The organism is Aliterella sp. E5.1, from assembly GCF_057473825.1.
The window spans coordinates 17,139-39,731 of the sequence record NZ_JBYCCV010000009.1 but is presented as its reverse complement, the minus strand read 5'-3'; the positions used below and the strand labels follow the sequence as shown (position 1 = coordinate 39,731).

Below are 22,593 nucleotides of genomic sequence, written 5' to 3'. Positions count from 1 at the left end.
TTAGTCGCTAGGCTAGAGATGGGAGAATGGGAGAATTTGGTATGACAACGGATGTTTTGATTGTTGGTGGCGGAGTAATTGGTTTAGCGGCTGCTATTGAATTAAGATTGCGTTTTCTAGACGTAACTGTACTTGTCCGCGACTTCCAAGCTGGCGCAAGTCATGCCGCCGCCGGAATGTTGGCACCCGTTGCCGAACAAATTCCCCCCGGCGCAATGTTGGATTTATGTTTGCTGTCGCGGCAGCTTTATCCTGATTGGACGAGCAAAATTGAGCAACTTAGCGGTTTAAGTACGGGCTATTGGAATTGTGGAATCTTAGCCCCAGTTTACGAACAAACGGATAGAAATGATGCACAGTGGTTGGATAAACAAGCAATTTCTAAGCAGCAGCCTAATTTAAGTTCTGATGTAGTTGGCGGTTGGTGGTATCCCGAAGATGGACAAGTAGACAATCGGGCTTTAACATTGGCACTCCGCGCCGCCGCCGTTGCATTAGGTGTAAATATCCAAGAAGGCATAACAGTCAAAAACTTTATTCATCAGCAAAATCAAGTTACAGGCATTTGCACGGCAAATAACGAGCTTATCCATGCCGAACATTATGTATTAGCAACGGGTGCTTGGTCTCAGGAATTGTTACCCATACCCGTACACCCCAAAAAAGGACAAATGCTGTCGGTGCGCGTAACAGAAAAAGAATTGCCTCTAAAACAAGTTTTATATGCGCCAGATGTATATATAGTACCTCGTACGGATGGGAGGATTCTGATTGGTGCGACTATGGAAGATGTGGGCTTTACTCCTTACAACACTCCCGCAGGCGTGCAATTACTTTTACAAAACGCTATCCATCTTTATCCCCAATTACAGAATTATCCTATTGAGGAATTTTGGTGGGGTTTTCGTCCCTCAACCCCAGATGAATTGCCAATTCTTGGTGCTAGTCCTTACGCTAATCTCACTCTTGCCACGGGTCATCATCGTAATGGTATCCTTTTAGCTCCCGCAACCGCTAATCTAATTGCAGATGTCATAAATAACCAAACTTCTTCATTATTAGAACATTTCCACTATTCCCGGTTTTGCAGTTAAATATATTTCCTTTACCCTTTGACTTTCTTTAAAATGCAGACACTCAATCATCCTTTAGAACAATTTTTAGATCGTCCCCTAACTATTGCAGGTAAAACCTTTCAATCGCGTTTGATGACGGGTACGGGCAAATACCGCACCATAGGAGAAATGCAACAAAGCATTATTCAAAGCGGCTGTCAAATTGTCACCGTTGCCGTGCGGAGAGTACAAAATAAAGCCCCAGGACACGAAGGCTTGGCAGAAGCTCTAGATTGGACAAAAATCTGGATGTTGCCCAACACGGCGGGCTGTCAGACGGCAGAGGAAGCGATCCGCGTTGCCCGACTGGGGCGAGAAATGGCGAAATTGTTAGGACAAGAAGATAATAACTTTGTCAAATTAGAAGTAATACCCGACCCTAAATACTTGCTACCCGATCCGATTGGAACTTTAGAAGCTGCCGAAAAGCTAGTTAAAGAAGGCTTTGCCGTACTGCCTTATATTAATGCCGATCCAATTTTGGCTAAACGTTTAGAAAATGTTGGTTGTGCAACAGTTATGCCTTTAGCTTCCCCCATTGGTTCCGGGCAAGGTTTGAAAAATGCGGCAAATATTGAAATAATTATCGAAAACTCTGGCATACCTGTAGTAGTAGATGCTGGGATTGGTACGCCTAGTGAGGCAGCACAAGCGATGGAAATGGGCGCAGATGCGCTATTAATTAATAGCGCGATCGCTCTTGCCCAAAATGCCCCAATTATGGCTCGTGCCATGAGTTTAGCAGCCCAAGCTGGAAGGATGGCGCACCTAGCTGGACGTATCCCGATTAAAGACTACGCGATCGCAAGTTCTCCCCTAAGCGGCACTATTACTAGCTAATAATTAACTCTCCAGTCTTTGCAAGGGCTGGAGGGTAATGAAAGATTTATTTTTAAAATTTGTGAGTTAGTTTACAAACCTTATGTTACGATTGGTAAATTAACTAGCAAAAGGATAGAAAATATGCCATACACAACAGAAGACGGCGGTCGTCTAAACAACTTCGCTAAAGAGCCAACAGTTTATCAAGCAGAAGATCCTACAGGTGCAGAAAAGCGCAACTATGTCGTTTTGGGCATAGTTGCCGCAGCTTTAGTTAGTGGTCTAGTATTTGTCGCTTACTCTGTCTCCTCCGTCAGCTAACTCGCACTGTCTCCCTCAATTGCATTAAATAGTGATGAGTAGTCAGCATCTGCAAACCCGCTAGTTATCGCTATTTCCAATATTTTTTTCACACCTTCAATACTGCTGATATTCATCCCCAACCCTTCCGCTTCATTGATAAATAACTCTGCATCTTTCAATAAGTGCTTAGTAGGGAAATTGGGATTAGAATAATCGCGATCGCGCATTCGCTGCAATTTCTTGTCAAAGGTAGGCGCATACAAGGCGCTTTGACGGAGAATTTGCATAAAAATGTCTACATCCGCACCTTGACGCTCTACAAACCCCAGACTCAAAGCAAAAGCCATGCTGAGAGAAGCAATTAACTGATTTAAAGCTAGTTTTATCGCTGATGCGGTTCCAACTTCTCCAATTAGCAAAGGTTCAGAGCCAAAGTTTTGCAATAAACCTTGCCGACGTTCAAATTGCGCCTCTGTACCGCCTACCATAACTATCAGCTTGCCAGATTGTGCTTCAGGGATGCTACCTAAAACTGGTGCTTCTAAGTAGTCGCCTCCAGCAGCTATAACTTCCTTGGAGATCGCTATACTTTCTTTTGATGCGATCGTACTCATTTGAATTACAGTCTTTCCGGCTAAATGTTGCTTGGCATCCTCCGACAACAACAAACTGCGGATAGCTGAAGCATTAGTAAGCATCAGAATAATGCAATCGCTCTCAGTAATTACTTGGGTAGGTTGCTGGGCAATCTTCACACCTGCCGTCTGGAGAGGTTCTAGCTTTTCTGGAGTGCGGTTGTATGCTACTAAGCCAATCCCAGCCTCTACGAGCCGTTGAGCCATTGGTAGCCCCATTAGCCCTGTACCGATGAAACCTACTTGCATAAATTTAAACAGTTTCTATAAATTCTCGCATATATTGATTTACTAGCTCTGGCTGCTCTTGCTGTACTAAATGCCCAGCGTTGGCAATGTATTTGATTTGCAAGTTTCTCACATAAGCTTGGGTGTTGTAAGTCAACTCCTTACCAAGAGCTACATCTCCTTCACCCCAAATCATTAGGGTGGGAACTTCCAAAATACTCCAGTCAGAACTTAGCATTCTTTGCTGAGTAATATTGCGGTAGTAGTTTAACATCGCCGTCAAAGCACCGCGTTTTGAGGCAGCATTTTTGTAAGCTTCAATGTCAGATTGGGTAAAAATATTTTTATTGATTAGTATTTGTTGCAGCGCTTTTCCTAGTAATTGATAATCTCCAGCTTGAATTAATGCTTCGGGAATTTCCGGCAACTGAAAAAAGAACATATACCAACTGCGGAGCAATTGCTGCGGAGTACGTAAACCTTCAGCCATTTTAGCGGGGTGAGGAATATTTAAGACAATTAGCTTCTCTACCATCTGCGGGCGAGAATAAGCAAAATTCCAGGCGATCGCACCTCCCCAATCATGCCCTACTAATATGCACTTGTCGTAGCCTAACCCTGTAATTACGCCTTCAATATCTTTGATAAATTCATCCATCACATAAGCTGATTGCTCTTTTGGCTTATCGCTGTCGTTGTAACCACGTAAATCGAGCGCCACAACCTGATAATTTTGAGCAAATTCTGGAATTTGATGCCGCCACGAGTACCAAAATTCAGGAAATCCATGCAGCATTAATATTAATGGCCCATTGCCTTGCGTTACATAGTGTAGTTTTACGCCGTTTGTTGTGATGTATTCGTGCTGCCAAGAACCTGTAATTGCAGTCATAATTAATACTCCTTAAAATTGGCGAAGATTTTCTTATCTCTAGGGTTGATTAAATTGAAATTAACCAAGTAAGGTCAAAATTTATACACTTAGGTAGATGTAGCCATTAATTAATTTTTGCTAACTATCATTTGTATAAGTATTTTTTTAATCATGACATCACAATTAACGCAGCAACGTTCTTTATGGGTAGAGCGGTTAGCTAGATTTGGCTACGCAGTTAAGGGCGTTGTGTACGGCATAGTTGGACTATTAGCTGCCCAAGCAGCTTTTGGTTCCGGCGGACAAACTACCGATACCAAAGGTGCTTTAAGTGCGATTGTAACGCAACCATTTGGAAAATTTTTATTAAGTCTAGTCGCGATCGGTTTAATTGGCTATGCGCTTTGGCGTTTTATCCAAGCAATTAAAGATCCAGAACATAAAGGGACTGATGCCAAAGGTTTAGCACAACGTATCGGCTACGCTGCTAATGGTTTTATTTATGCAAGTTTAGCAATAAGTGCGATTGGAATTGTCATCGGTTCGGGGAGTGGCGGCAATAGTAATTCTACTCAAGATTGGACGGGAAAATTGCTTTCTCAACCTTTCGGGCAGTGGGTAGTAGGAACAATTGGAGCCGGAGTAATCGGCTTAGGTTTTTATCAGTTTTACAAAGCTTATAAAGCTAAATTTCGCAAAGGAATGGACTTGAGTGAGGTGAGCAATACCCAACAAAATTGGATAATTGCCATTGGTAGATTTGGTTTGGCAGCGCGAGGTATAGTATTTTGTATTATTGGCTTTTTTTTAATTCAAGCAGCGCGTCGGTACGATCCTAGCGAAGTACGAGGCTTAGGAGAAGCTTTACAGGTACTACAACAGCAAGCTTATGGTGCTTGGATCTTGGGTATAGTAGCGCTGGGTTTAGTTGCTTATGGCATCTATATGATAATTCAAGGGCGCTATCTGCGGCTAAATACTACAGCAATTTAGCCTAGCAAAACTTATTAACTAACACCGCACAACTTGCAAGTTGTGCGGCATTAAAATTGTTGAAATTGATGCAGATTTAGGCTTGGCGCTTTATATAGGTGTCTATCAAAAGTTTTTAGAGACGCAAGCAAAAATTCAGCCCAGATATATACTAGACTAGCTTTATAAACAGCAAATACGTTATGTTTAACCGACGAAATTGCCGTTTCTCTAATGTTTATGCCGTTAATAATTAATAGCGTAGAACATGGTTGCTAAAGGCAATCGCACAGTAAAATTGCTACCTTTACCCAATTGACTTTGTACTTGCAAACTACCTCCGTGAGCTTGCACAATGACTAATGCGATCGCAAGCCCCAACCCAGAACCACCAGTAACGCGGGAGCGATCGCTATTTACGCGGTAGAAACGCTCAAAGATCTGCTTTTGCTGGGATTCATCTATACCAATGCCTGTATCTTGAATACTAATCAGAGCATAATTATTGCTGCGATCTAAGCTGACATTTACCTGACCGCCACTAGGAGTATATTGAATAGCATTAATAATTAAGTTAGAAACCAGTTGATAGAGTTGAGCTTCGTTCCCTAAAACAGTCAATGGTGTATGCACCTTGACATTAGAGGTTAATTGTATATCTGATGCGATCGCCAAACTTGCTAATTCTTCGACTAAATCGCTAACAAGATCGTTCAAGCAACATCGATCTTGAATCGATAAAGGTTGCTTTTCCATCCGCGCCAGTAATAATAAATCTGTAACTAACTGAGTTAATCGCCGATTTTGCCTCTCTATGGCGCTGAATATATCTTGGGTTTCTGGTGCAAAAGAGTACACTCTCAAAGCCGATTCTACTGTCGCTTGGGTAGCCGCCAAAGGTGTCCGCAATTCGTGCGCTGCATCGGCGGTAAATTGCTGAATTTGTCTATAAGACTGATAAATTGGTTGCATGGCTAACCCTGAGAGCCACCAGCTAGAAGCACCAACCAAAGCCATAGCAATTGGTAATCCTAATAGTAAAACTAGCTCTACATTAGCTAGGTAATCGTCAATATCTTTGAGACTTCGCCCCATCTGCATATATCCCCAAGGGAGATTGTTTTGAGTATGCAGGCTTAGAGAAATTTGATGGTAGCGATTTCCATCAGCATCCTTGAGCGTTTGCCAAGTGTCTTTACTTGATATTAATGGCACTTGAGGCTGAAAACCAGCCACCGCAACAAGCTGATTAGAATTATTCAACAATCTTACATAATAATCGCCTTGGTGGATTGCTCCTAAAACATGGCGTTTCTCGCTTTCTTCTGGCAAAAGTTGCCGAGTAATTGGTTCTAAGTGTCCGGGTTGCTTCAAGGTGTTTTCAATACTGTCATGGAGAGTACCCGCCACCGACTCCAACTCTCGATCTAGAGTTTGCCAATGAGCGTGAACAATTGCTTGATATACTCCCAAGCCACACAATCCGAGAATAAACCCCATTACAACTGCATACCAAGCCGCCAATCGCCAGCGCGTGAGGTGAAAAAGCCTATTTTGGTTCATGATTGAGACGATAGCCAATGCCATGTATAGTCTCGATAAAGGGCTTACTTCCTATTTGGCTGAGTTTGCGCCGTAGCAATCGCATTTGCGCCGCTACTACATTACTGAGGGGTTCAGCACTCATTTCCCAAAGCTGATTTTGAATTTGATCGCGGGTAACAATTCGATTGGGATGCTTCATAAAGTATTCTAGTAGCTGAAATTCTTTGCTAGTTAACGAAATAAATTGGCGTTCGCCTTTTGGGTTTTCAATGCCGACAGTATGAGTAGCGTAATCTAAAGTTAAGTTGCCAATTTGGAGTTGTTGAGATTGAAAAGCAGGAGAACGTCTTTGCAATGCTCGTAACCGCGCCAGCAATTCCACCATCCCAAAGGGCTTTACTAGATAGTCATCTGCTCCCGCATCTAAACCTGCAACTTTATCTTCCATTCTGTCTTTGGCAGTTAGCATCAACACAGGGAGAGTCTGCTTTTGCGATCGCGATCGCAGCTTTTTACATAGTTCTAATCCAGACAAACCTGGTAGCAACCAGTCAAAGATCGCTAATGTATATTCAGTCCATTGGCTTTCTAAACAATACCAAGCTTCATTGCCGTCCATAACCCAGTCAACTACATACTTTTCCTGGTTTAAGGTGCGCTTGATAGCTGTTCCCAAATCTGGCTCATCTTCAACTAGAAGAATTTTCATAAAAGCATATTTACAGTTCCAAGAATGCGATCGCACTTAGAAAATGGAAAGTAATAATTAGCGTTTGAAGGCAAATCGACCGTTTATTTTTTCGCCGCTAATGTCAGAAAGAATTACTACATTGTATTCGCCAGATGCTTTCTCAGGGAGTAAAGCTGCATAGTGTTTACCCTCAGCATCGTAAGCAAGAGGAAGTGACTTTTGCGTACCATCAGGTAACTGAACTTGAGCCGTTACTTTAGCATTAGAAATTGCTTCGTGGTTATCTCCTTTTTGGAGATAAAAATCTAAGTGAGTTCCATTATTCTCTACTTCAGACACAAACTCTAAATGATAAGCACCTGCTTCTATTACTTGACCTCCTTTAGACTCTTGAGGATGTTCAGTTTCCGAGGATACGGAAGGACTTTGTCCGACTTCTACGGGGGAAGAATTTGGGGAGTTGGTGGAGGTAGACTGTGTATTGCTGCTACACGCTCCTAAAAAAATTATTCCTACACTGCCGATAACGATTAAGCTTGTTTTAATATTCATTTCCTTCTCTTTTTTTGATGCTGATTGAATTATTAATGAACCGGGAAATTTTGAGGTGTAATTTCAGCCTGAATTGACTTTATTTGAGGCATCAAAGTTTTCCCAAATTGAGCATACAAAGCCGGGAGAACTAATAGAGTTAAAGCGGTAGAAGTAAACAATCCTCCCAATACAACAATGGCTAAAGGTTGGAGAATTTCTTTACCTGCGCCACTTCCAACTACTAAAGGAGCTAAACCCAAAGCCGAGGTAAAAGCTGTCATCAAAATAGCGTTTAAGCGCTCCATTGAACCTTGAATTATTGCTTCCTTAAAAAGCATTCCCTCGGCAAATTTGGCATTGTAATTATCAACTAATAGCAAGCCGTTTCGAGTTGCGACCCCAAATAATGTAATAAACCCAATTAGCGAGGCGGCAGAAATTATACCACCTGTTAAAGCGACAGAAATTACCCCTCCTACTAACGCCAAAGGCAAATTAATCATTATCATCAAAGTTGAAGGAATAGATTTTACTGTTAGGTACATTAAGACAGTAATTAGAACAAAGGCGATCGCACTAAAAACTAATATATTTTGTGTAGCTCGTTGTTCGGATTCAAATTGACCGCCGTACTGAATAAAATAACCCGCAGGTAACTGTACTTGTTGCTTTACTTTTGAGCTAATTTCATCAACTATCGAGCGCAAATCTCGCCCGTTAGCATTGGCGGAAACTACAATCAGCCGCGATACATTTTCCCGATTAATTGTATTTGGGCCTGTACCATAGTTAATTTTGGCAACTTGAGCTAGGGGAATTTTTTGATTAGTTGGGGTATTAATTAATAAGTTGCCAATTGTTTCCAAATTGCCGCGATTACTTTCCTTTAGCCACACCACTAGATCGAAGGTTTGTTGTTGTTCTAGTACCGTTGCAACTACGCGCCCATTAAGAGCCGTTTCAATAGTTTCTGCTAGTTCTTTTACCGTTAAACCATAACGAGCCGCCGCTACTCTGTCAAATTGAATTTGCATTTGTCTAATGGGAACTTGAGGCTCAAGTTGCAAATCTACAACCCCGGTAACGGTTTTCATTACTTCCTCAACTTGGCTACCAATAGTGCGGAGTTGTTCTAAATCAGTACCATAAATTTTGAGCGCGATCGCACTTCTAACTCCTGACAACACTTCATCTAAGCGGTGAGAAATAAACCCGCCTACATTGGCTGCAACTCCAGGCAATTTTGCAAATTCTGCTCTTAGTTTTTCGATACTTGCTTCCCGGTTTTTGATGCCTAATTCGCTCAATTCAACATCTAGTTCGCCAAAATTGACACCGCCGACATCGCTATCTCCCGGTGCGCGTCCAGAACGCAAAGCGATTTGCTCGAAAGAGAGATCGTCTTTAAGAGCGTCTTGAATCGCAAAACCAGCGCGGTTAGTAGCTTCTAGAGACACACCAGGATACAAGTTTACAGAATTAATCAGCGACTTTTCTTGAAATGGCGGTAAAAATACTCGCCCCAGTGACGGAACAATAGCGATCGCACTTACCAAGCTTGCTACAGCAATTACCAAAATTACCTGAGAATTACGCATCGAAAAATTCAAAAGGGGACGATAAAGCCGTTTAAAAAATCTCGCTACAAATGGTTCTCTTTCCAGCAAGCGACTGGAGGGAAGTAAAATTGCACACAAAGCCGGAGTAACGGTAAGCGCTGTCAAACTAGAAGCTAAAACTGCAACTAAATAAGCAATTCCCATTGGTGTAAAAATTCGCCCCTCTACACCCGCTAAAGCAAAAATTGGCGAAAAAACAACCACAGTAATTAACGTTGCGCCAAATAAAGAGTCTCGTACTTCCTGACAGCCAGCAAAAACAACTTGTAAAGGCGATCGCGGTTGGGATGAAAACTTATTTTCTCGCAAAGAACGATGGACATTTTCAGCATCTACAATCGCATCGTCAACGGCGGAACCAATGGCTACTGCAAGTCCCCCCAAAGTCATTGTATTGAGTCCTTGTCCCAGCCAATTTAGCGCCAGTAATCCCAATAACAACGATAAAGGCAGGGCGGTGAGACTCACAACTAAAGTGCGCCAATCCATCAAAAATGGGATGAGAATCAACGCAACAATAATGCTACCTTCAATTAGCGCTGCTCTGACGTTATCGATAGAGGCTTCAATAAAGTCTTCCTGACGGAAAGTAACAGTAATTTTAATGTTTTTGGGTAAACCTAACTTGACTTCGGCGATCGCATCTTCAACGGCGCGAGTTACTGTAGGCGTGTCTGCAAGCGGCTGTTTATTGACAATGAGAATAATTGCTTTTTGACCGTTTAGACTCGCATCACCACGTTTGAGCGCCGCACCAATTTGCACATCTGCCACATCTGCTAATGTAATTGGGATGCCATTACGAGCAGTAATTACCGATTGTTTTAAGTCTTCTATAGAAGCAATCTGTCCCACACCCCGTATTAATAATTCCGTGTCGGAATTGGTTAAATAGCCACCAGGAGCATTAATATTCGCTGCACGAGCAGCTTCTGTCACTTCTTGCCAAGAAATACCAAAGGCTGTTAGTTTTGCTGGATCGATTAATACTTGATACTGGCGGACATCTCCACCAAATACGACTACTTGACTTACTCCTGGTACAGCTAAGAGGCGATTTGTTACTTGCCAATCTACGATTCGGCGCACTTCCATCAAATTTGTTGGCGATCGCGTCTCTGCATCCACTGTAAAAGCGTGTTTAATAATCGTGCCAATGGGAGAACTAATCGGGGAAATCTGCGGCGGTTCGACTCCTTCAGGGAGCTTATTTGTAGCTAGTTGCAATCGCTCTGTTACCAGTTGGCGGGCTTGATAGATATCTGTTCCCCAGTTAAAAATAACTTTAACTACAGAAATACTCACCGCGGAAGAAGATCGTACTGTGCTAACTCCAGGAGTGCCATTAATCGCGCTTTCTATGGGCAAAGTTACAAGGGATTCCACTTCCTCCGGTGCAAGTCCCGGCGCTTCTGTTTGAATTTCGACTTGGGGAGGCGCAAAGCTCGGAAAAACATCTACAGGCATTTGCGAAGCGAGGCGCACGATCCAAACAGTGACTAAAGCCGCAGCCATAATAACTAACCAGCGTCGAGCAATTGACCACTTGATGATGGTACTGAGCATTTTTACTTCTGATTTTTGGTTGATTCCCGAGCCTCTGTAACGCGATGGTTATCATTCCATACTGGCGATTCATCAGCAGAAATTTTTACAACTGGCATCAATTGGGGTGAGGTGCGACGACCTACCCAAAAAGCCGTAGATGCGATCGCACCACCAATGGGAATAACTACCCACCAAGGTAGGGCGGTATCTTTCTTAACAATAGTTTCGGTATGAGCGGCAGAAGTCTTACTGCGTAAGGATTGGGCGTAAAGTTGAATACCCCCTTGGGTAACAATGCGATCGCCATCAAATAAACCGCTTTTAATTTCAACCATGTTTCCAGAAGTTTGCCCTAACTTAACTTCTGCGCTTTGGTAAGCATTGCCATTTTGGACGTAGACAAGTTGTTTGCCTTTGGCTTCAACTACAGCAGCGCGAGGAATTGCCAAAATAGCTGTGGGCTTTTGCTGGGTTAAAACTTCTAATTGGGCAAACATTCCCGGCTTTAGCTGACGATCTAAGTTATCTAATTGCGCTTGGACGGGGATAATTCGTGTTTCACCTTCTACCACTGAGCCAATGCGGATAATTTTTCCGTTAAAAGTGCGATCGCGCAAGCTATCAACTTTCACACTTACTTTTTGACCTATAGCAATTAGGTTTAAATCTTTTTCATAAATGTTCGCTGTCGCAAAAACCTGACTGTCATTAACAATTGTCATTAGCTTGCCTCCCGCATCCTCAAACGACTGACCAAGGCTAACTTCGCGGTCAGCTACGATGCCAGAAATAGCCGCAGATACTACAACTAATCCTTGCTCATTGGCACGGTTTCCTAGTTGCGACAACCGCGTTTGGTAAGCCGCATTACTAAGGCGGATGCGAGACTTAGCCACTTCTACCGACGATTGGGCGCGTTTGAGTTGGGCTTCGGCTGCTAATACTTCCTGGCGGCTAGAAGCTTTTGTAAGTTGCGCTTTACCTTCGGCTAGATGAGCTTGGGATTCAAGCATTTCTCGGCGGGGGAGCGCTCCTACTGTCACTAAATCGCGATCGCGATCGTATTTTTCTTGAGCTACTTTAAGTTCGGTGCGAGTTTGTTCTATCTCTGCTGTGGCAATTTGACGTTGGCGTTGGAGATTTTGCTGTGCTAGGTTTAAATCCGCCTGTGCTTGCTGTAAATCAGCTTTAGCTTGCGCTTGTTTTTCCTGGGATTGTACGCGCAATTCTACTAATTCAGGACTGGATAAAACAGCAACGGGTTGACCTATTTTGACGGCTGCGCCAGGTTCTACCAGCAACTCAACTACTGTCCCCGGAATGGGTGCAGTGACTTCTACTTTCTTACTAGGTAGAGTTTCAATTTGCCCAGTGGTTTTGATTCCCACCGCCAGAATAGCTTGATTAACAGGCTCTACTTTAATTCCTAGGCGTTTAGCGGTTTGTGCATCAACCTGAATAGACTTCACAGCTTGCATTGTTTCGCCTCCTCCTTGAAATTCATTTCGATGACCGCCGTGAGCAAAAACCGCCGTTGGATTACTCAGCAGTATCAGGCTAATTACTACTCCAGAAATTCCATACGGCGCAAGAACCCGCGAAAAAGCAGAGCCAATTGTCATAAGTAAGCTCCTTGTTAGGTGCTAAAACTGAACTAATAGCTCAGCTTTTCACATGAAAATGAAATCAGCATGAAATTACGGTTTGGCGCAAGACAAAGTTCTTGCTCTCAGATGTCTATTTGTGAAGTACCCAACGCTGAACGGAGTACCATTACAGCATGGGCTTCCAGTTTCAATGGCTAACGCCTCTCCAAGACAAGCCTTGGTTTGGTCTTACTTACCCTCCGCAGGTTTGGCGCACCCTTGTCACCCTAACTGACGTACACCTCTTGATGTACCCTGGCAGCTACCCAGCCTTCCGCAGGTAGAAATATTTGTTTTTTTTTGGTTTAGAACTTATGTATAGAAAGCGTTGCGTTTTCTATACATAAGTTCAGTGCAGTTTCTAGCATTTTTGTCTGCTCTGCGAGAGGTTCAACAACGTAAGGATACATCCTCTCTCCCAAATAGAGCTTTGGGTATGTGCTAATTATAACATAAATTGGCAATGACCCATAGGGAATTGCCCGCCTTATATCCCGACGCTCACCGAAACGGTGAGCGTCGGGATGTCGGGATATAAGGCGATTAGTTAAAGTGCCTTACTACCAAGGTACTCGCTTGTAATTTTGTATAGTACATTCGTATTGCAAATGCTTTTGTTCTTTGGCATCAGAGCAGATTAAAACGAAAATGGGCAAATAAAACTTTGAACACTTTGGCGCTAGTTAATTCCACCTAATTAGGAAAACCCGAAAATGTCGTTACTAACAATAACTAGAAATACTGTTTTCAGAAAGTCTAATCATGATTTAAGTAAGTTAGCCGACGGAAATAAATTTGTTGTCAATAGGGGAGATAAATTCAATATTAAGTATGCTTTTAAAGTTGGAGATAGTTGTCTTGTAAAGTTAGAGCAAAAGATTGGTAATGTAGGCAAACTAGGCTACTTTTCACAAAAAGATATTGATGTTGAAATTGCTGAGGTGCGGGGTATCTGGCTAACCAATGTTGATAGTGATATATTGCATTCTCGCGCCAATATTGAAGTAGGCGTGCAGCGTCTCAAAGACTTAGATTTTAATACTATTTATCCTGTAGTTTGGCAACGGGGGTTTACCCTTTATCCAAGCAAAGTTGCCCAAGATTTTACAGGCTTTTCTGTAATGGAAAATCCTGATTTTTTCCAAGGTAGAGATATGTTAGCAGAAATTATAGAAGTAGCAAAACCTCTAAACTTGCGGGTTATTCCTTGGTTTGAATATGGCTTAATGGCTCCTCCAAATTCTCCTCTAGCTCAAAATTACCAAGATTTATTAGCTCTAGATATTAGACAAAATACAATTAGGCTTAAAAGCCATGACAAAAATAAGCCTGATATTCAAGTATGGTTAAATCCCTGTCAACCGATGGTGCAAAAATTTATGGTTGACTTAATCTCAGATGTTGCACAAAGATATGAAGTTGATGGTATTCAATTAGACGATCGCTTTGGGTTTCCAATAGAAATGGGCTACGATTTATTTACCCAAAACCTCTATAAAACTGAGCAGAAAGTAAACATTGTTCCATTCAACCATCAAGATCCAAGGTGGATAGATTGGGCGACTAAAAAAACTACAGAATTATTAGAGAAAATATCTCATGCTGTTAAAAGTAAGCGCTCAGATTGCTTGATTTCTATTTCTCCCAATCCTTTAGCCTTTTCTAAAAAATATTATTCAGCAAGTTGGGAATCCTGGGTAGAAAAAGGTTTAGCAGAAGAAATAGTTTTACAAGTTTATCGAGATAATCTACCGAGTTTTGTGGCGGAAATAAGTAAGCGAGAAGTTGCTGAAGCTAATAAATATGTTCCTGTTAGCATCGGTATTCTGAGTGGACTTAAAAATAAACCAGTTCCCCTTAATTCAATTAAAGAACAAATCCAGCAGACTCGCGCAGCCAAAGTCGCTGGGGTGTCTTTCTTTTTTTATGAAACTTTATTTAATGAAATGGTACTATGCAGCAATCAATTACAGATAACTGCGAGAGATTCGTTGCTAGTTCAAGATTTATTTGTATAGCATTTCCCAAAGCTAGAAAAATTGTAGTGAATCTGTTAACCCCTTTGTCTAAAGAGCGATCGCGCATTTAGCTGAAACCTTAGCTGGCGTAGCAGCAAAAATAGAGCGATTAAAGCCAAAATCGTCAGCTTTTAGAGTTTTTTCCCTTTTGTCATCTCTATAAAGACATATTTCCTTTCTCATACAAGAGAGCAATTGTCAAGATATAAATCCTATTGTTAAGTAATTAGTAACTCTTGTATCGACTTGTATTGTTCTTTGGTTATTTTGTGGTGCCGTTGGGTATATTCTTAAAAGATAAAGAAATTATTAAGAAGAGGTTTCTATGACTCCAGCAATTTTACGTCAGCTGTGGTCTGTAGTCGAAACTACACAGGCGCATACTCTATTGAAACTCGATGATGCCAGCCTCGTACAGTGGTTGACTAAGCAAACTACAACCCAAACAACTTTAGATGGCAGCGAGACTGATGTTCTCAGCAACTATATTCAGTCGCGTTTAAGCTTAATTCGGGACTTAGCCCAAGAGCGTTAATTAGCAGCCAAGCAACTAGATTAGTATATCTATCCCCTAACCATCAAAGTTTAGGCGACGGTGCTAAAGGCGGAAAACTTTGTATTGAACGAGCAGTAGTTGCTGCCAGAGCTTGGGCTACGAAAGTATAGCCCAGATAAGCTGGAACAACTATAGCAATCAAAAGCGCGATCGCACTGAGCCACTTACTGGGTTGCCAAGCAGAACCATAAGCGCAGCGATAAGGATCGTAGCTAAGAAACTCTGATTTAACAATTTCTCTAAGCGCAATAGGTCGCTTGAAGCGCACGCGGCGATCGTCTAATTTTTCGAGCAAAATCCAGCCAGCTTCTCTTTCCTCCGCACACAAAAGTTGGAAAACCTCTGGATCGCGGAATAAATTGCGTTTAGCACGAACAATTTTAAACTCCCATCCTACCAGACGCGGATCTTTGGATTCTTCTTCTTTACCAAAGCCGTTATTGTGATGCTCGGACGTGCCGTTATGTTCGTAGGCTTCATAAGGCGTTAACATTTCTTCTTCCTCTAAGTTTTGTTCTAGGGTCATAGGATTAATTGCCAGAATCTTCTACGGATAATTACGACACTCTTAAAGGCGGTACTACTGATAAACAGGCTACAAAATAGCATTTACAGGGTAAAAATTGACTAATTTACGAGGTTATTTGCCTTAAGGGTAAGTAACCCTCGATTAAGCAATCTGAGCCTACCGTGCGCCAGTGGGAGCGCTCTAGGAGTAAAGCCTGGGTCATGTTTGTTAAGTTCAATTCACCTACTGGGGAGAAATCTTTACTCCCACCAATAATTTTTGGAGCAATAAAAGCAAGTACTTTTTGCACTGCACCACCAGAAATCGCGCTTGCCGCTAAAGTACCTCCACATTCCCACAATACGGACATTATGCCCAAAGAATATAAATACGTCATAGCCTCCTTTGGGGTCAGAGGGCTTAATTCCACTACTTTTACTCCCTTTGCTAATAGCAGTTGTTGAAAATCTCTCTTTACACCTACTTCCGTTAATACCAAAGTTGGAGCGATCGCCATTTCTTGCCATAAGTAAGCGTCTGCGGGTAAGTCTAGGGTGCGGCTCATAACTACACGTAAGGGATTCGGAGCATCCGCCAGCCTACTTGTTAACTTGGGATTGTCTAGCCTTAAAGTATTGCCACCAATAATTACCGCATCGCAAGCCGCCCGCAACTTATGCACTTCATTTCGGGCAGTTTCCCCCGTAATCCAGGCACTATGACCGCTACTGGTGGCAATTTTGCCGTCTAGAGTCATCGCGTACTTCAAAATGCCAAAAGGTTGCTGGTAGAGAATGCGATGAATAAAAGCTTCGTTTAGCTGACGGCAGTCTGCTTCTTCTACTCCTACTACTACCTCTATTCCTGCCGAGCGCAATCTGGCAATTCCTCCCCCAGATACGCGCGGATCGGGGTCTACCATCCCTACTACGACTTTGGCTACCTTGGCAGCGACTACAGCCTCGCTACAAGGAGGAGTGCGCCCGTAGTGATTGCAAGGCTCTAAATTAACGTAAATTGTTGCCCCTGTTGCCCGGTTTCCGGCGGCTTGGAGTGCAAAAACTTCGGCATGAGGTTGACCAGCGCCGGGATGAAACCCTTCACCGATAACTTCGCCCTCAAGCACTACTACCGAACCAACTAACGGATTAGGGGCAGTGCGTCCGAGGGCGTTACGAGCTAGAGACAAACACCGTTGCATCATCTCTTTGTCAAAGGCAGTAACTACCGTTGTGGGCTGCGGATTGTTTGTGGCATCTGATTGGTTCACGTAATAGATTATTTTTAATTCTGGGCAACATTATACGGGGATGCGGAGATATGTAACTAAATCAATGTATTAGTATTTCAAGGGCGACTTCTGCCACCAACGATTGAGAGGATAATACACTACTGGCGCCCATAAACTGCTAACGATCGCACTCGATAAAGCCGTTTGCTGATGATAAGTCCATTGGTTGCCAAGAGTTAGCAAAAATTGCTCTACGGCAAGGGTAATATTTTTGGTAGGTTCAGGAACAGCAAATTGCAGCGCCATAATTGTTTCTGTAAGTATAGTCATGCCAAAAACAATTAAAGCAATAGAAATAAAATCTTCTTGCAAGTAGCGCGTTTTGTGCAAACGTGCCGTCAAAATGCCCACAATTACCAAGCTCAAAGTATGGGTAGGAACAGGATTCGTCATGCCATCAAGCAGCCAGCCTAAAGTTACCCCCGCCAGAAAACCTGCTACCATCGTGCGCTTAACGCTCCAACAGACTACCCAAATCAACAGCCAGTTGGGAGCAACTCCTAATAATTCCACTCCTGGTAAACGCAGAGGCAACATTAATAGACACGCCAATAGCGAACCACCTAAAACTATCCAATTCAACAAACGGATTGCGCCTTTGGGCAAAAAATCACCTCAGCATCATTATTTATTTTCTTGAACGCCGACATTTGCATAAACAAATACCCACTCTAAATAATTTAGCGGTGACGTGAGAGCGATCGCGGCTTCTGGGGCAGGGCTTTTAGTTAAATCGATTTTTTCTACTCTCCCCACAGGTATACCCGCCGGAAATATTTGACTGTAAGGCGAAGTTGCCACAAAATCCCCTGGGCGAACATCGGGGACTTTATCAAAAAATTGCATTACCGCCCGCGTTGAAGACTGCCCTTTGAGCAAGCCCGTATAACGGCTGCGACTAATAGTTACTCCCACTTGACTTGAAATATCACTAACTAATAGTACGCGGCTAGTATTTGGAGTAACGCCAATTACTCTACCTACCAAACCACCAGGAGCCGTAACTACAAAATTTACACCGATTCCCTTTTTGCTACCGCGCCCAAGAGTGACTTGTTGCCACCAAAGATCGGCGCTGCGTCCAATTACGGGAGCGACAATCATTTGACGATTTTTTTGCGCGGCTCGATAGTCTAGTAAATCTTTTAGCTGTTGATTTTGGCGCTCTTGTTCTACTAACCGTCCTTGCAGTTCAATTGTCCGAGCATCATTCAACCGCTCTATTTGAATTGGATCTTGAAATGGGCGAGCGATCGCACCAGTTAGTTCGCTAATTGCTGCTCCTTGAGTTTGGCGAATTATCCACGCACAAGCCAATGCCAAACAAGTACCAATTAGTTGCCACCGATTTTTATCCCACCATCGCCGGATTGCATACATAGCTACTGATGTTGAGAACGCCCGCTAAATACTCGTTCCATTTGATTAAAATTCTCTAATACTTTGCCTGTACCCAAAACTACACAGTTTAGAGGTTCGTCTGCTATGTGGGTAATTATCCCTGTTTCATGACTAATTAAAGTATTGATGCCGCGTAGTAAAGCGCCACCACCTGCCAGCATAATCCCGCGATCGACAATATCGGCAGCGAGTTCTGGTGGCGTTCGTTCCAACGTGCGCTTGACTGCCTCAATAATTACAAGTAGTGGATCGGACATACTCTCCCTGATTTCTGGTCCCTTAATTGTGACTGTCCTTGGCAATCCAGAAAGTAAGTGCAATCCTCTTACTTCCATTACCGCCTCATCATCATCGCGGGTAGGATAAGCCGAACCGATGCGAATTTTGACTTCTTCTGCCGTGCGTTCACCGATCACCATATTATGAATCTTTTTCATGTACTGAATAATTGCCTCATTTAGCTCATCTCCAGCCACCCGCACCGATTCACTTTCCACAGTTCCGTTATAGCTAAGCACGGCAATTTCTGTCGTCCCGCCGCCGATATCTACAATCATATTGCCGATGGGTTCGGTTACAGGTAATCCTGCCCCAATTGCTGCTGCCAAAGGCTCATCGACTACATGAACTTCTCTTGCCCCCGCCCGCAGGGCTGCATTCATCAGGGCTTGTTGTTCTACGCCAGTAACGCCGCTAGGAATGCCAACTACAATTCGCGGGTTAACTGTTCTGCCGCCGTTGGCGCGTTGAATAAAGTGCTTGAGCATTAATTCGGCAGTATCAAAGTCGGCAATCACGCCATTTCGCAACGGGCGACTAACAATGACGCTACCGGGAGTTCTGCCTAGCATTTTTTTGGCATCTTCTCCTACAGCTAAAGTTTGTTTATCCTTAGAGTCGATAGCGATTACGGAAGGCTCTTGCAATACGATGCCTTTACCGGATACAAAAACGAGGGTGTTGGCAGTACCGAGATCGATACCCATGTCCCTAGATAAGGAAGACTGATTAAAAAAACCAAAAAGACCCACGTGCCTCGCTACCCCAAAGTTTAGTAAGTTCTATGTAGAACAAAAAATAGTAACCGTGCTGGATTTTATTACTTCTTGTGCTTTGAGTCTAGTAGGAAAATTGAGGAGTTTTCAGTAAAGTGATAAATTGCCTAGATGGTTTTAAATTGCTGGAAATTGGATTTGCAATTTTTGGCTATTAGAGGCACGATTGTGGAGTACACCTGTACTGTAAGTAAAACAATATGAGTCTTAACGTTGTGCATCTGGTAGGGCGTGTGGGTAAAGATCCAGATGTTAAATATTTAACCAGTGGCAAAGTAGTATGTAAATTGACTCTGGCAGTCAATCGCCAGTCTCGCAATAGCGATGAACCGGACTGGTTTACTTTGGAAATGTGGGATAAAACCGCTCAAGTTGCGGCGGATTTTGTGCGTAAAGGCAAGCAAATCGGGGTAAAAGGTTCCTTAAAGTTTGACACTTGGAGCGATCGCACAACAGGGACAAATCGTTCTTCCCCAGTCATCCTCGTCGAAAGGCTAGAACTATTAGGTTCTAAGCGCGAAGATGAGGCTAATTCTTTTGGTGGGAGCAATAGCGCAATGTAAGCCAAAGGCAGAAAATCAATATTTTCTGCCTTTGATGCTAATAACTAATTTGTAAAGTAACCGATGCTTCTACCTTTTGTTCGCCACCGATAACGGGGGTACTAGCCTTAGACTCCGCACGAGATGCCAAGTCGTTAAACTGAGCTAAGGGTTGAGGTGGAGGCGGAGCAGCGTTATTAATTTGAATGCTGACAATTTCTTTTGCCGCAAAGTTCAGCGCGCCTAAAACCGAACTAGCTTGCTGTTGAGCGTTTTGCGTTGCTTTTTTTAAGGCTTCTTGTTCGGCAGCCAAAATTGCGCTATCGGTGGCTATAAACCTAATTCCTTCTATTCTGGTCGCTCCTACTCGGACGGATTCATCTAATAAATTGCCAATACTCTCTGTGGGAATCCGAAAACTGACAGTATTAGTAGCTGTATAACCTGTCAATTTTTGCGTGTTGTTGTTGTAGCTATAGACAGGATTAAGGCTAATACCTGTAGTTTCGAGCTTTTCAACTTGTTGCCGAGCTTTGAGCAAAGCGACTACCGCATTAGAGCGTTTAGCGGCTTCCTGTTGAGCCTCAGTAGCAGTTTTTCCTTGGACTTCTACGCCCAAACGTACCTCAGATAAAGTGGTGGGAATAGTTTCTACGCCGCGACCGCTAACAGTTAAAGTCCGCATTAATATATTTTGTACCTGTCCTCGGTCTTGAGCTAAAGCGCTCAGAGTCGTTACGCCTAGCAACCCAAAAGCTAAAGATATGACGACAAAATACTGGCGTAAATCTTTTCTACTGCCTAGTTTCTGCCCAGACAAGTTATTTATCAACGAAAGTTTCATGGATTGTGTTGTGCCAAAATATTCTCAATTATCCCAAATATTGCTTCTTTGCAGTGCGAAGCTCTGCGAGCGCGCTAGCGCTATCGCATTTTATAAATCCCACCGCCGTAATTAATTTTCAGACCACGGCTTACTTGCAATCTTCTTGTACAGTAAAAAAGATGATTTTTTGATAGCTAATGGTAATAGAAGCAATTGCTGGATTTGACTTGTCGCTGTTAGTGCTTGTTCCCAGTTGGTGCAAGCCGACGATTTTACTTGCCGCTTCAAGCGAGGCAGAAAATAGTCCGATGATCCTCGCGGGAGTATTGCTCAGTTTGGTTGCCGTTTACTTAGCAAGCAAAATTGGTGGCGAACTATCCAACCGCTTTGGCTTGCCACCTGTACTAGGAGAATTAGTCGGCGGGGTTGTGGTGGGTGTTTCGGCTTTGGATATATTGGTGTTTCCCGAAGGGGGCGGTAGTAGCTCTAGTTCGCTAATTATGACCTTGCTGCAAAATACCGCAGGTTTGGAGCCAGGGGCGGTAGCTGCCACTTTTCAAGCGCAAAGTGAGGTAATTTCAGTTTTGGCAGAGCTTGGGGTAATTATTCTGCTATTTGAAATTGGCTTGGAATCAAATTTAAAAGAACTTTTAGCCGTTGGTTATCAAGCAGTAGTAGTAGCATTTGTCGGCGTAATTGTCACGTTTGCGGCGGGAACTATCGGGCTAATGACTTTGTTCCACGTAAGCGCCGTACCAGCGATTTTTGCCGGAGCCGCTTTAACCGCTACAAGTATTGGCATTACGTCCAAGGTGCTATCGGAACTAGGCAAGCTGACTTCTAAAGAAGGTCAAATTATTCTGGGGGCGGCGGTAATTGATGATGTACTCGGTATTATCGTTTTAGCCGTCGTCGCTAGTTTGGCAAAAACTGGTGAAGTCGATGTGAGTAATGTCATTTATTTGATAATTAGCGCTACCAGCTTTTTGCTCGGTGCAATTTTACTTGGAAAAGTATTCAATACCTCTTTTGTCGGGATCTCCGAGCGGCTCAAAACTCGTGGCAGATTAACTATCCCGGCATTTATCTTTGCTTTTTTATTGGCTTACTTCGCGGCGGCAATCAATTTAGAAGCAATTTTAGGAGCTTTTGCGGCGGGTTTAGTCCTAGATGAAACAGACGAGCGCACCGAACTGGAGCATCAAGTACGTCCGATTGCTGACTTGTTAGTGCCGATTTTCTTTGTTAGTGTGGGTGCTAAAACTGACTTGAGCGTCCTTAATCCCTTTGAACCTAGCAATAGGGAGGGTTTGATTATTGCTAGCTTTTTAATTGCGATCGCTATAGTTGGTAAATTAGTCACGGGGTTAGCTGTATTTGGTCAACCACAAATCAATCGTTTAGCGATTGGCGTGGGGATGATCCCTAGAGGAGAAGTAGGGCTAGTATTTGCCGGTGTTGGTTCTGCTAGTGGGGCGCTTTCTAAGCCTTTAGAAGCCGCAATTATTGTGATGGTAATTTTGACTACTTTTTTAGCACCGCCCTTCTTGCGAATAGTTTTCCCTACCACTCCAGAGGAAGCGCTTGCCAGCTTAAAAGAGCAGCCCGTTCCCGCTACGGAATCTTTTGGGACAAAGATCGAGTAGATTAATAATGTTTTTAGGAAACAAGCCTAGATTAGTTTGCGTCCGCTTAGTTGGTGATGGTTAGCTGCCTCTCTATCTAGGGTTATAGAGATAGAGAGGCAGCTAACCAAGCTAAGGCTTGGCTAAATACTAGGATGAGTTGATGTGCGATTGCCTATCTTGTTGCCAATTAACCCATTTAAGAGTACATAAGTAAGACTTGCCGTGCCGATATTTAC

20 protein-coding genes and 1 pseudogene are annotated in these 22,593 nt (G+C 43.1%); 7 read left to right on the top strand and 14 right to left on the bottom strand.

Features of this window, described 5'->3' with window-relative positions; translation table 11 throughout:
- The first annotated feature begins 41 nt into the window (after positions 1-41).
- Together thiO and psb34 are read left to right on the top strand one after the other, a co-directional pair.
- A pseudogene (gene thiO, locus AC2VE5_RS05555) lies at positions 42-1,955 on the top strand (glycine oxidase ThiO).
- A 123-nt stretch (positions 1,956-2,078) separates the two neighbouring features.
- Positions 2,079-2,258: a photosystem II assembly protein Psb34 gene (gene psb34, locus AC2VE5_RS05550; RefSeq protein WP_486886779.1), complete on the top strand. Its 180-nt coding sequence runs from the start codon at positions 2,079-2,081 to the stop codon at positions 2,256-2,258.
- Here psb34 and AC2VE5_RS05545 read toward each other — a convergent pair.
- Positions 2,255-3,124, bottom strand: a complete 870-nt coding sequence (locus AC2VE5_RS05545) for an NAD(P)-dependent oxidoreductase (protein WP_486886778.1) — start codon at positions 3,122-3,124, stop codon at positions 2,255-2,257. The genes psb34 and AC2VE5_RS05545 overlap by 4 nt on opposite strands.
- 4 nt (positions 3,125-3,128) lie before the next feature.
- Complete coding sequence (locus AC2VE5_RS05540) at positions 3,129-3,995, bottom strand: alpha/beta fold hydrolase (protein WP_486886777.1); 867 nt, start codon at positions 3,993-3,995, stop codon at positions 3,129-3,131.
- A 153-nt stretch (positions 3,996-4,148) separates the two neighbouring features.
- On the opposite strand from AC2VE5_RS05540, the gene AC2VE5_RS05535 reads away from it, so the two are divergent.
- Positions 4,149-4,970, top strand: a complete 822-nt coding sequence (locus tag AC2VE5_RS05535) for a DUF1206 domain-containing protein (protein ID WP_486886776.1) — start codon at positions 4,149-4,151, stop codon at positions 4,968-4,970.
- Between the two features lie 225 nt (positions 4,971-5,195).
- On the opposite strand, the gene rppB is transcribed toward AC2VE5_RS05535, so the two are convergent.
- Genes rppB through AC2VE5_RS05510 form a run of 5 tightly spaced genes read right to left on the bottom strand, consistent with a single transcriptional unit; the run spans position 5,196 to position 12,508 of the window.
- Positions 5,196-6,512 (bottom strand): two-component system sensor histidine kinase RppB, encoded by a 1,317-nt coding sequence (gene rppB, locus AC2VE5_RS05530; protein WP_486886775.1) that lies wholly within the window; start codon positions 6,510-6,512, stop codon positions 5,196-5,198.
- Positions 6,499-7,203: a two-component system response regulator RppA gene (gene rppA, locus AC2VE5_RS05525; RefSeq protein ID WP_486886774.1), complete on the bottom strand. Its 705-nt coding sequence runs from the start codon at positions 7,201-7,203 to the stop codon at positions 6,499-6,501. The genes rppB and rppA overlap by 14 nt, the downstream gene beginning before the upstream one ends.
- A gap of 57 nt (positions 7,204-7,260) precedes the next feature.
- Complete coding sequence (locus AC2VE5_RS05520; protein WP_486886773.1) at positions 7,261-7,737, bottom strand: hypothetical protein; 477 nt, start codon at positions 7,735-7,737, stop codon at positions 7,261-7,263.
- 32 nt (positions 7,738-7,769) lie between these two features.
- A complete protein-coding gene (locus AC2VE5_RS05515) occupies positions 7,770-10,904 on the bottom strand; it encodes an efflux RND transporter permease subunit (RefSeq protein ID WP_486886772.1) in 3,135 nt (1,044 codons plus the stop codon).
- A gap of 2 nt (positions 10,905-10,906) precedes the next feature.
- Positions 10,907-12,508 carry an efflux RND transporter periplasmic adaptor subunit gene (locus tag AC2VE5_RS05510; RefSeq protein ID WP_486886771.1) on the bottom strand — a complete coding sequence of 534 codons (1,602 nt, stop codon included), beginning with the start codon at positions 12,506-12,508 and terminating at the stop codon, positions 10,907-10,909.
- A gap of 737 nt (positions 12,509-13,245) precedes the next feature.
- Here AC2VE5_RS05510 and AC2VE5_RS05505 point away from each other — a divergent pair.
- Positions 13,246-14,550, top strand: a complete 1,305-nt coding sequence (locus AC2VE5_RS05505) for a glycoside hydrolase family 10-like protein (RefSeq protein ID WP_486886770.1) — start codon at positions 13,246-13,248, stop codon at positions 14,548-14,550.
- Between the two features lie 48 nt (positions 14,551-14,598).
- On the opposite strand, the gene AC2VE5_RS05500 is transcribed toward AC2VE5_RS05505, so the two are convergent.
- Positions 14,599-14,733, bottom strand: coding sequence for a hypothetical protein (locus tag AC2VE5_RS05500; RefSeq protein WP_486886769.1), 135 nt, complete (start codon positions 14,731-14,733; stop codon positions 14,599-14,601).
- A 142-nt stretch (positions 14,734-14,875) separates the two neighbouring features.
- On the opposite strand from AC2VE5_RS05500, the gene AC2VE5_RS05495 reads away from it, so the two are divergent.
- Positions 14,876-15,085, top strand: coding sequence for a hypothetical protein (locus AC2VE5_RS05495; protein WP_486886768.1), 210 nt, complete (start codon positions 14,876-14,878; stop codon positions 15,083-15,085).
- A gap of 43 nt (positions 15,086-15,128) precedes the next feature.
- Here the strand turns inward: AC2VE5_RS05495 and AC2VE5_RS05490 are convergent, their stop codons facing one another.
- The 5 genes from AC2VE5_RS05490 to AC2VE5_RS05470 form a co-directional block, all read right to left on the bottom strand.
- On the bottom strand, positions 15,129-15,632 hold the full coding sequence (locus AC2VE5_RS05490) for a hypothetical protein (protein ID WP_486886767.1): 504 nt from the start codon (positions 15,630-15,632) through the stop codon (positions 15,129-15,131).
- A 106-nt stretch (positions 15,633-15,738) separates the two neighbouring features.
- Positions 15,739-16,818, bottom strand: a complete 1,080-nt coding sequence (gene ribD, locus AC2VE5_RS05485) for a bifunctional diaminohydroxyphosphoribosylaminopyrimidine deaminase/5-amino-6-(5-phosphoribosylamino)uracil reductase RibD (protein ID WP_486886834.1) — start codon at positions 16,816-16,818, stop codon at positions 15,739-15,741.
- 135 nt (positions 16,819-16,953) lie between these two features.
- Positions 16,954-17,442: a rod shape-determining protein MreD gene (gene mreD, locus AC2VE5_RS05480; protein ID WP_486886833.1), complete on the bottom strand. Its 489-nt coding sequence runs from the start codon at positions 17,440-17,442 to the stop codon at positions 16,954-16,956.
- A gap of 87 nt (positions 17,443-17,529) precedes the next feature.
- Complete coding sequence (gene mreC / locus AC2VE5_RS05475) at positions 17,530-18,285, bottom strand: rod shape-determining protein MreC (RefSeq protein WP_486886766.1); 756 nt, start codon at positions 18,283-18,285, stop codon at positions 17,530-17,532.
- Positions 18,286-18,287: 2 nt separating this feature from the next.
- Positions 18,288-19,337, bottom strand: a complete 1,050-nt coding sequence (locus tag AC2VE5_RS05470) for a rod shape-determining protein (RefSeq protein WP_486886765.1) — start codon at positions 19,335-19,337, stop codon at positions 18,288-18,290.
- 224 nt (positions 19,338-19,561) lie between these two features.
- Here AC2VE5_RS05470 and AC2VE5_RS05465 point away from each other — a divergent pair, with 224 nt between their 5' ends.
- Positions 19,562-19,924 carry a single-stranded DNA-binding protein gene (locus AC2VE5_RS05465; protein WP_486886764.1) on the top strand — a complete coding sequence of 121 codons (363 nt, stop codon included), beginning with the start codon at positions 19,562-19,564 and terminating at the stop codon, positions 19,922-19,924.
- A 37-nt stretch (positions 19,925-19,961) separates the two neighbouring features.
- On the opposite strand, the gene AC2VE5_RS05460 is transcribed toward AC2VE5_RS05465, so the two are convergent.
- The gene (locus AC2VE5_RS05460; protein WP_486886763.1) at positions 19,962-20,747 is read right to left on the bottom strand and encodes an SIMPL domain-containing protein; all 786 of its coding nucleotides are present in this window, start codon (positions 20,745-20,747) and stop codon (positions 19,962-19,964) included.
- A 290-nt stretch (positions 20,748-21,037) separates the two neighbouring features.
- Between AC2VE5_RS05460 and AC2VE5_RS05455 the strand changes: the two genes are divergently transcribed.
- Positions 21,038-22,375 carry a cation:proton antiporter gene (locus tag AC2VE5_RS05455; RefSeq protein ID WP_486886832.1) on the top strand — a complete coding sequence of 446 codons (1,338 nt, stop codon included), beginning with the start codon at positions 21,038-21,040 and terminating at the stop codon, positions 22,373-22,375.
- Positions 22,376-22,593: the final 218 nt, after the last annotated feature.

Bases quoted from the DNA above. Each gene is read 5' to 3' on its own strand.
- psb34 (WP_486886779.1), top strand. From the start codon at position 2,079: ATGCCATACACAACAGAAGACGGCGGTCGTCTAAACAACTTCGCTAAA.
- AC2VE5_RS05545 (WP_486886778.1), bottom strand. From the start codon at position 3,124: ATGCAAGTAGGTTTCATCGGTACAGGGCTAATGGGGCTACCAATGGCT.
- AC2VE5_RS05540 (WP_486886777.1), bottom strand. From the start codon at position 3,995: ATGACTGCAATTACAGGTTCTTGGCAGCACGAATACATCACAACAAAC.
- AC2VE5_RS05535 (WP_486886776.1), top strand. From the start codon at position 4,149: ATGACATCACAATTAACGCAGCAACGTTCTTTATGGGTAGAGCGGTTA.
- rppB (WP_486886775.1), bottom strand. From the start codon at position 6,512: ATGAACCAAAATAGGCTTTTTCACCTCACGCGCTGGCGATTGGCGGCT.
- rppA (WP_486886774.1), bottom strand. From the start codon at position 7,203: ATGAAAATTCTTCTAGTTGAAGATGAGCCAGATTTGGGAACAGCTATC.
- AC2VE5_RS05520 (WP_486886773.1), bottom strand. From the start codon at position 7,737: ATGAATATTAAAACAAGCTTAATCGTTATCGGCAGTGTAGGAATAATT.
- AC2VE5_RS05515 (WP_486886772.1), bottom strand. From the start codon at position 10,904: ATGCTCAGTACCATCATCAAGTGGTCAATTGCTCGACGCTGGTTAGTT.
- AC2VE5_RS05510 (WP_486886771.1), bottom strand. From the start codon at position 12,508: ATGACAATTGGCTCTGCTTTTTCGCGGGTTCTTGCGCCGTATGGAATT.
- AC2VE5_RS05505 (WP_486886770.1), top strand. From the start codon at position 13,246: ATGTCGTTACTAACAATAACTAGAAATACTGTTTTCAGAAAGTCTAAT.
- AC2VE5_RS05500 (WP_486886769.1), bottom strand. From the start codon at position 14,733: ATGAGAAAGGAAATATGTCTTTATAGAGATGACAAAAGGGAAAAAACT.
- AC2VE5_RS05495 (WP_486886768.1), top strand. From the start codon at position 14,876: ATGACTCCAGCAATTTTACGTCAGCTGTGGTCTGTAGTCGAAACTACA.
- AC2VE5_RS05490 (WP_486886767.1), bottom strand. From the start codon at position 15,632: ATGACCCTAGAACAAAACTTAGAGGAAGAAGAAATGTTAACGCCTTAT.
- ribD (WP_486886834.1), bottom strand. From the start codon at position 16,818: ATGATGCAACGGTGTTTGTCTCTAGCTCGTAACGCCCTCGGACGCACT.
- mreD (WP_486886833.1), bottom strand. From the start codon at position 17,442: ATGTTGCCTCTGCGTTTACCAGGAGTGGAATTATTAGGAGTTGCTCCC.
- mreC (WP_486886766.1), bottom strand. From the start codon at position 18,285: ATGTATGCAATCCGGCGATGGTGGGATAAAAATCGGTGGCAACTAATT.
- AC2VE5_RS05465 (WP_486886764.1), top strand. From the start codon at position 19,562: ATGAGTCTTAACGTTGTGCATCTGGTAGGGCGTGTGGGTAAAGATCCA.
- AC2VE5_RS05460 (WP_486886763.1), bottom strand. From the start codon at position 20,747: ATGAAACTTTCGTTGATAAATAACTTGTCTGGGCAGAAACTAGGCAGT.
- AC2VE5_RS05455 (WP_486886832.1), top strand. From the start codon at position 21,038: ATGATCCTCGCGGGAGTATTGCTCAGTTTGGTTGCCGTTTACTTAGCA.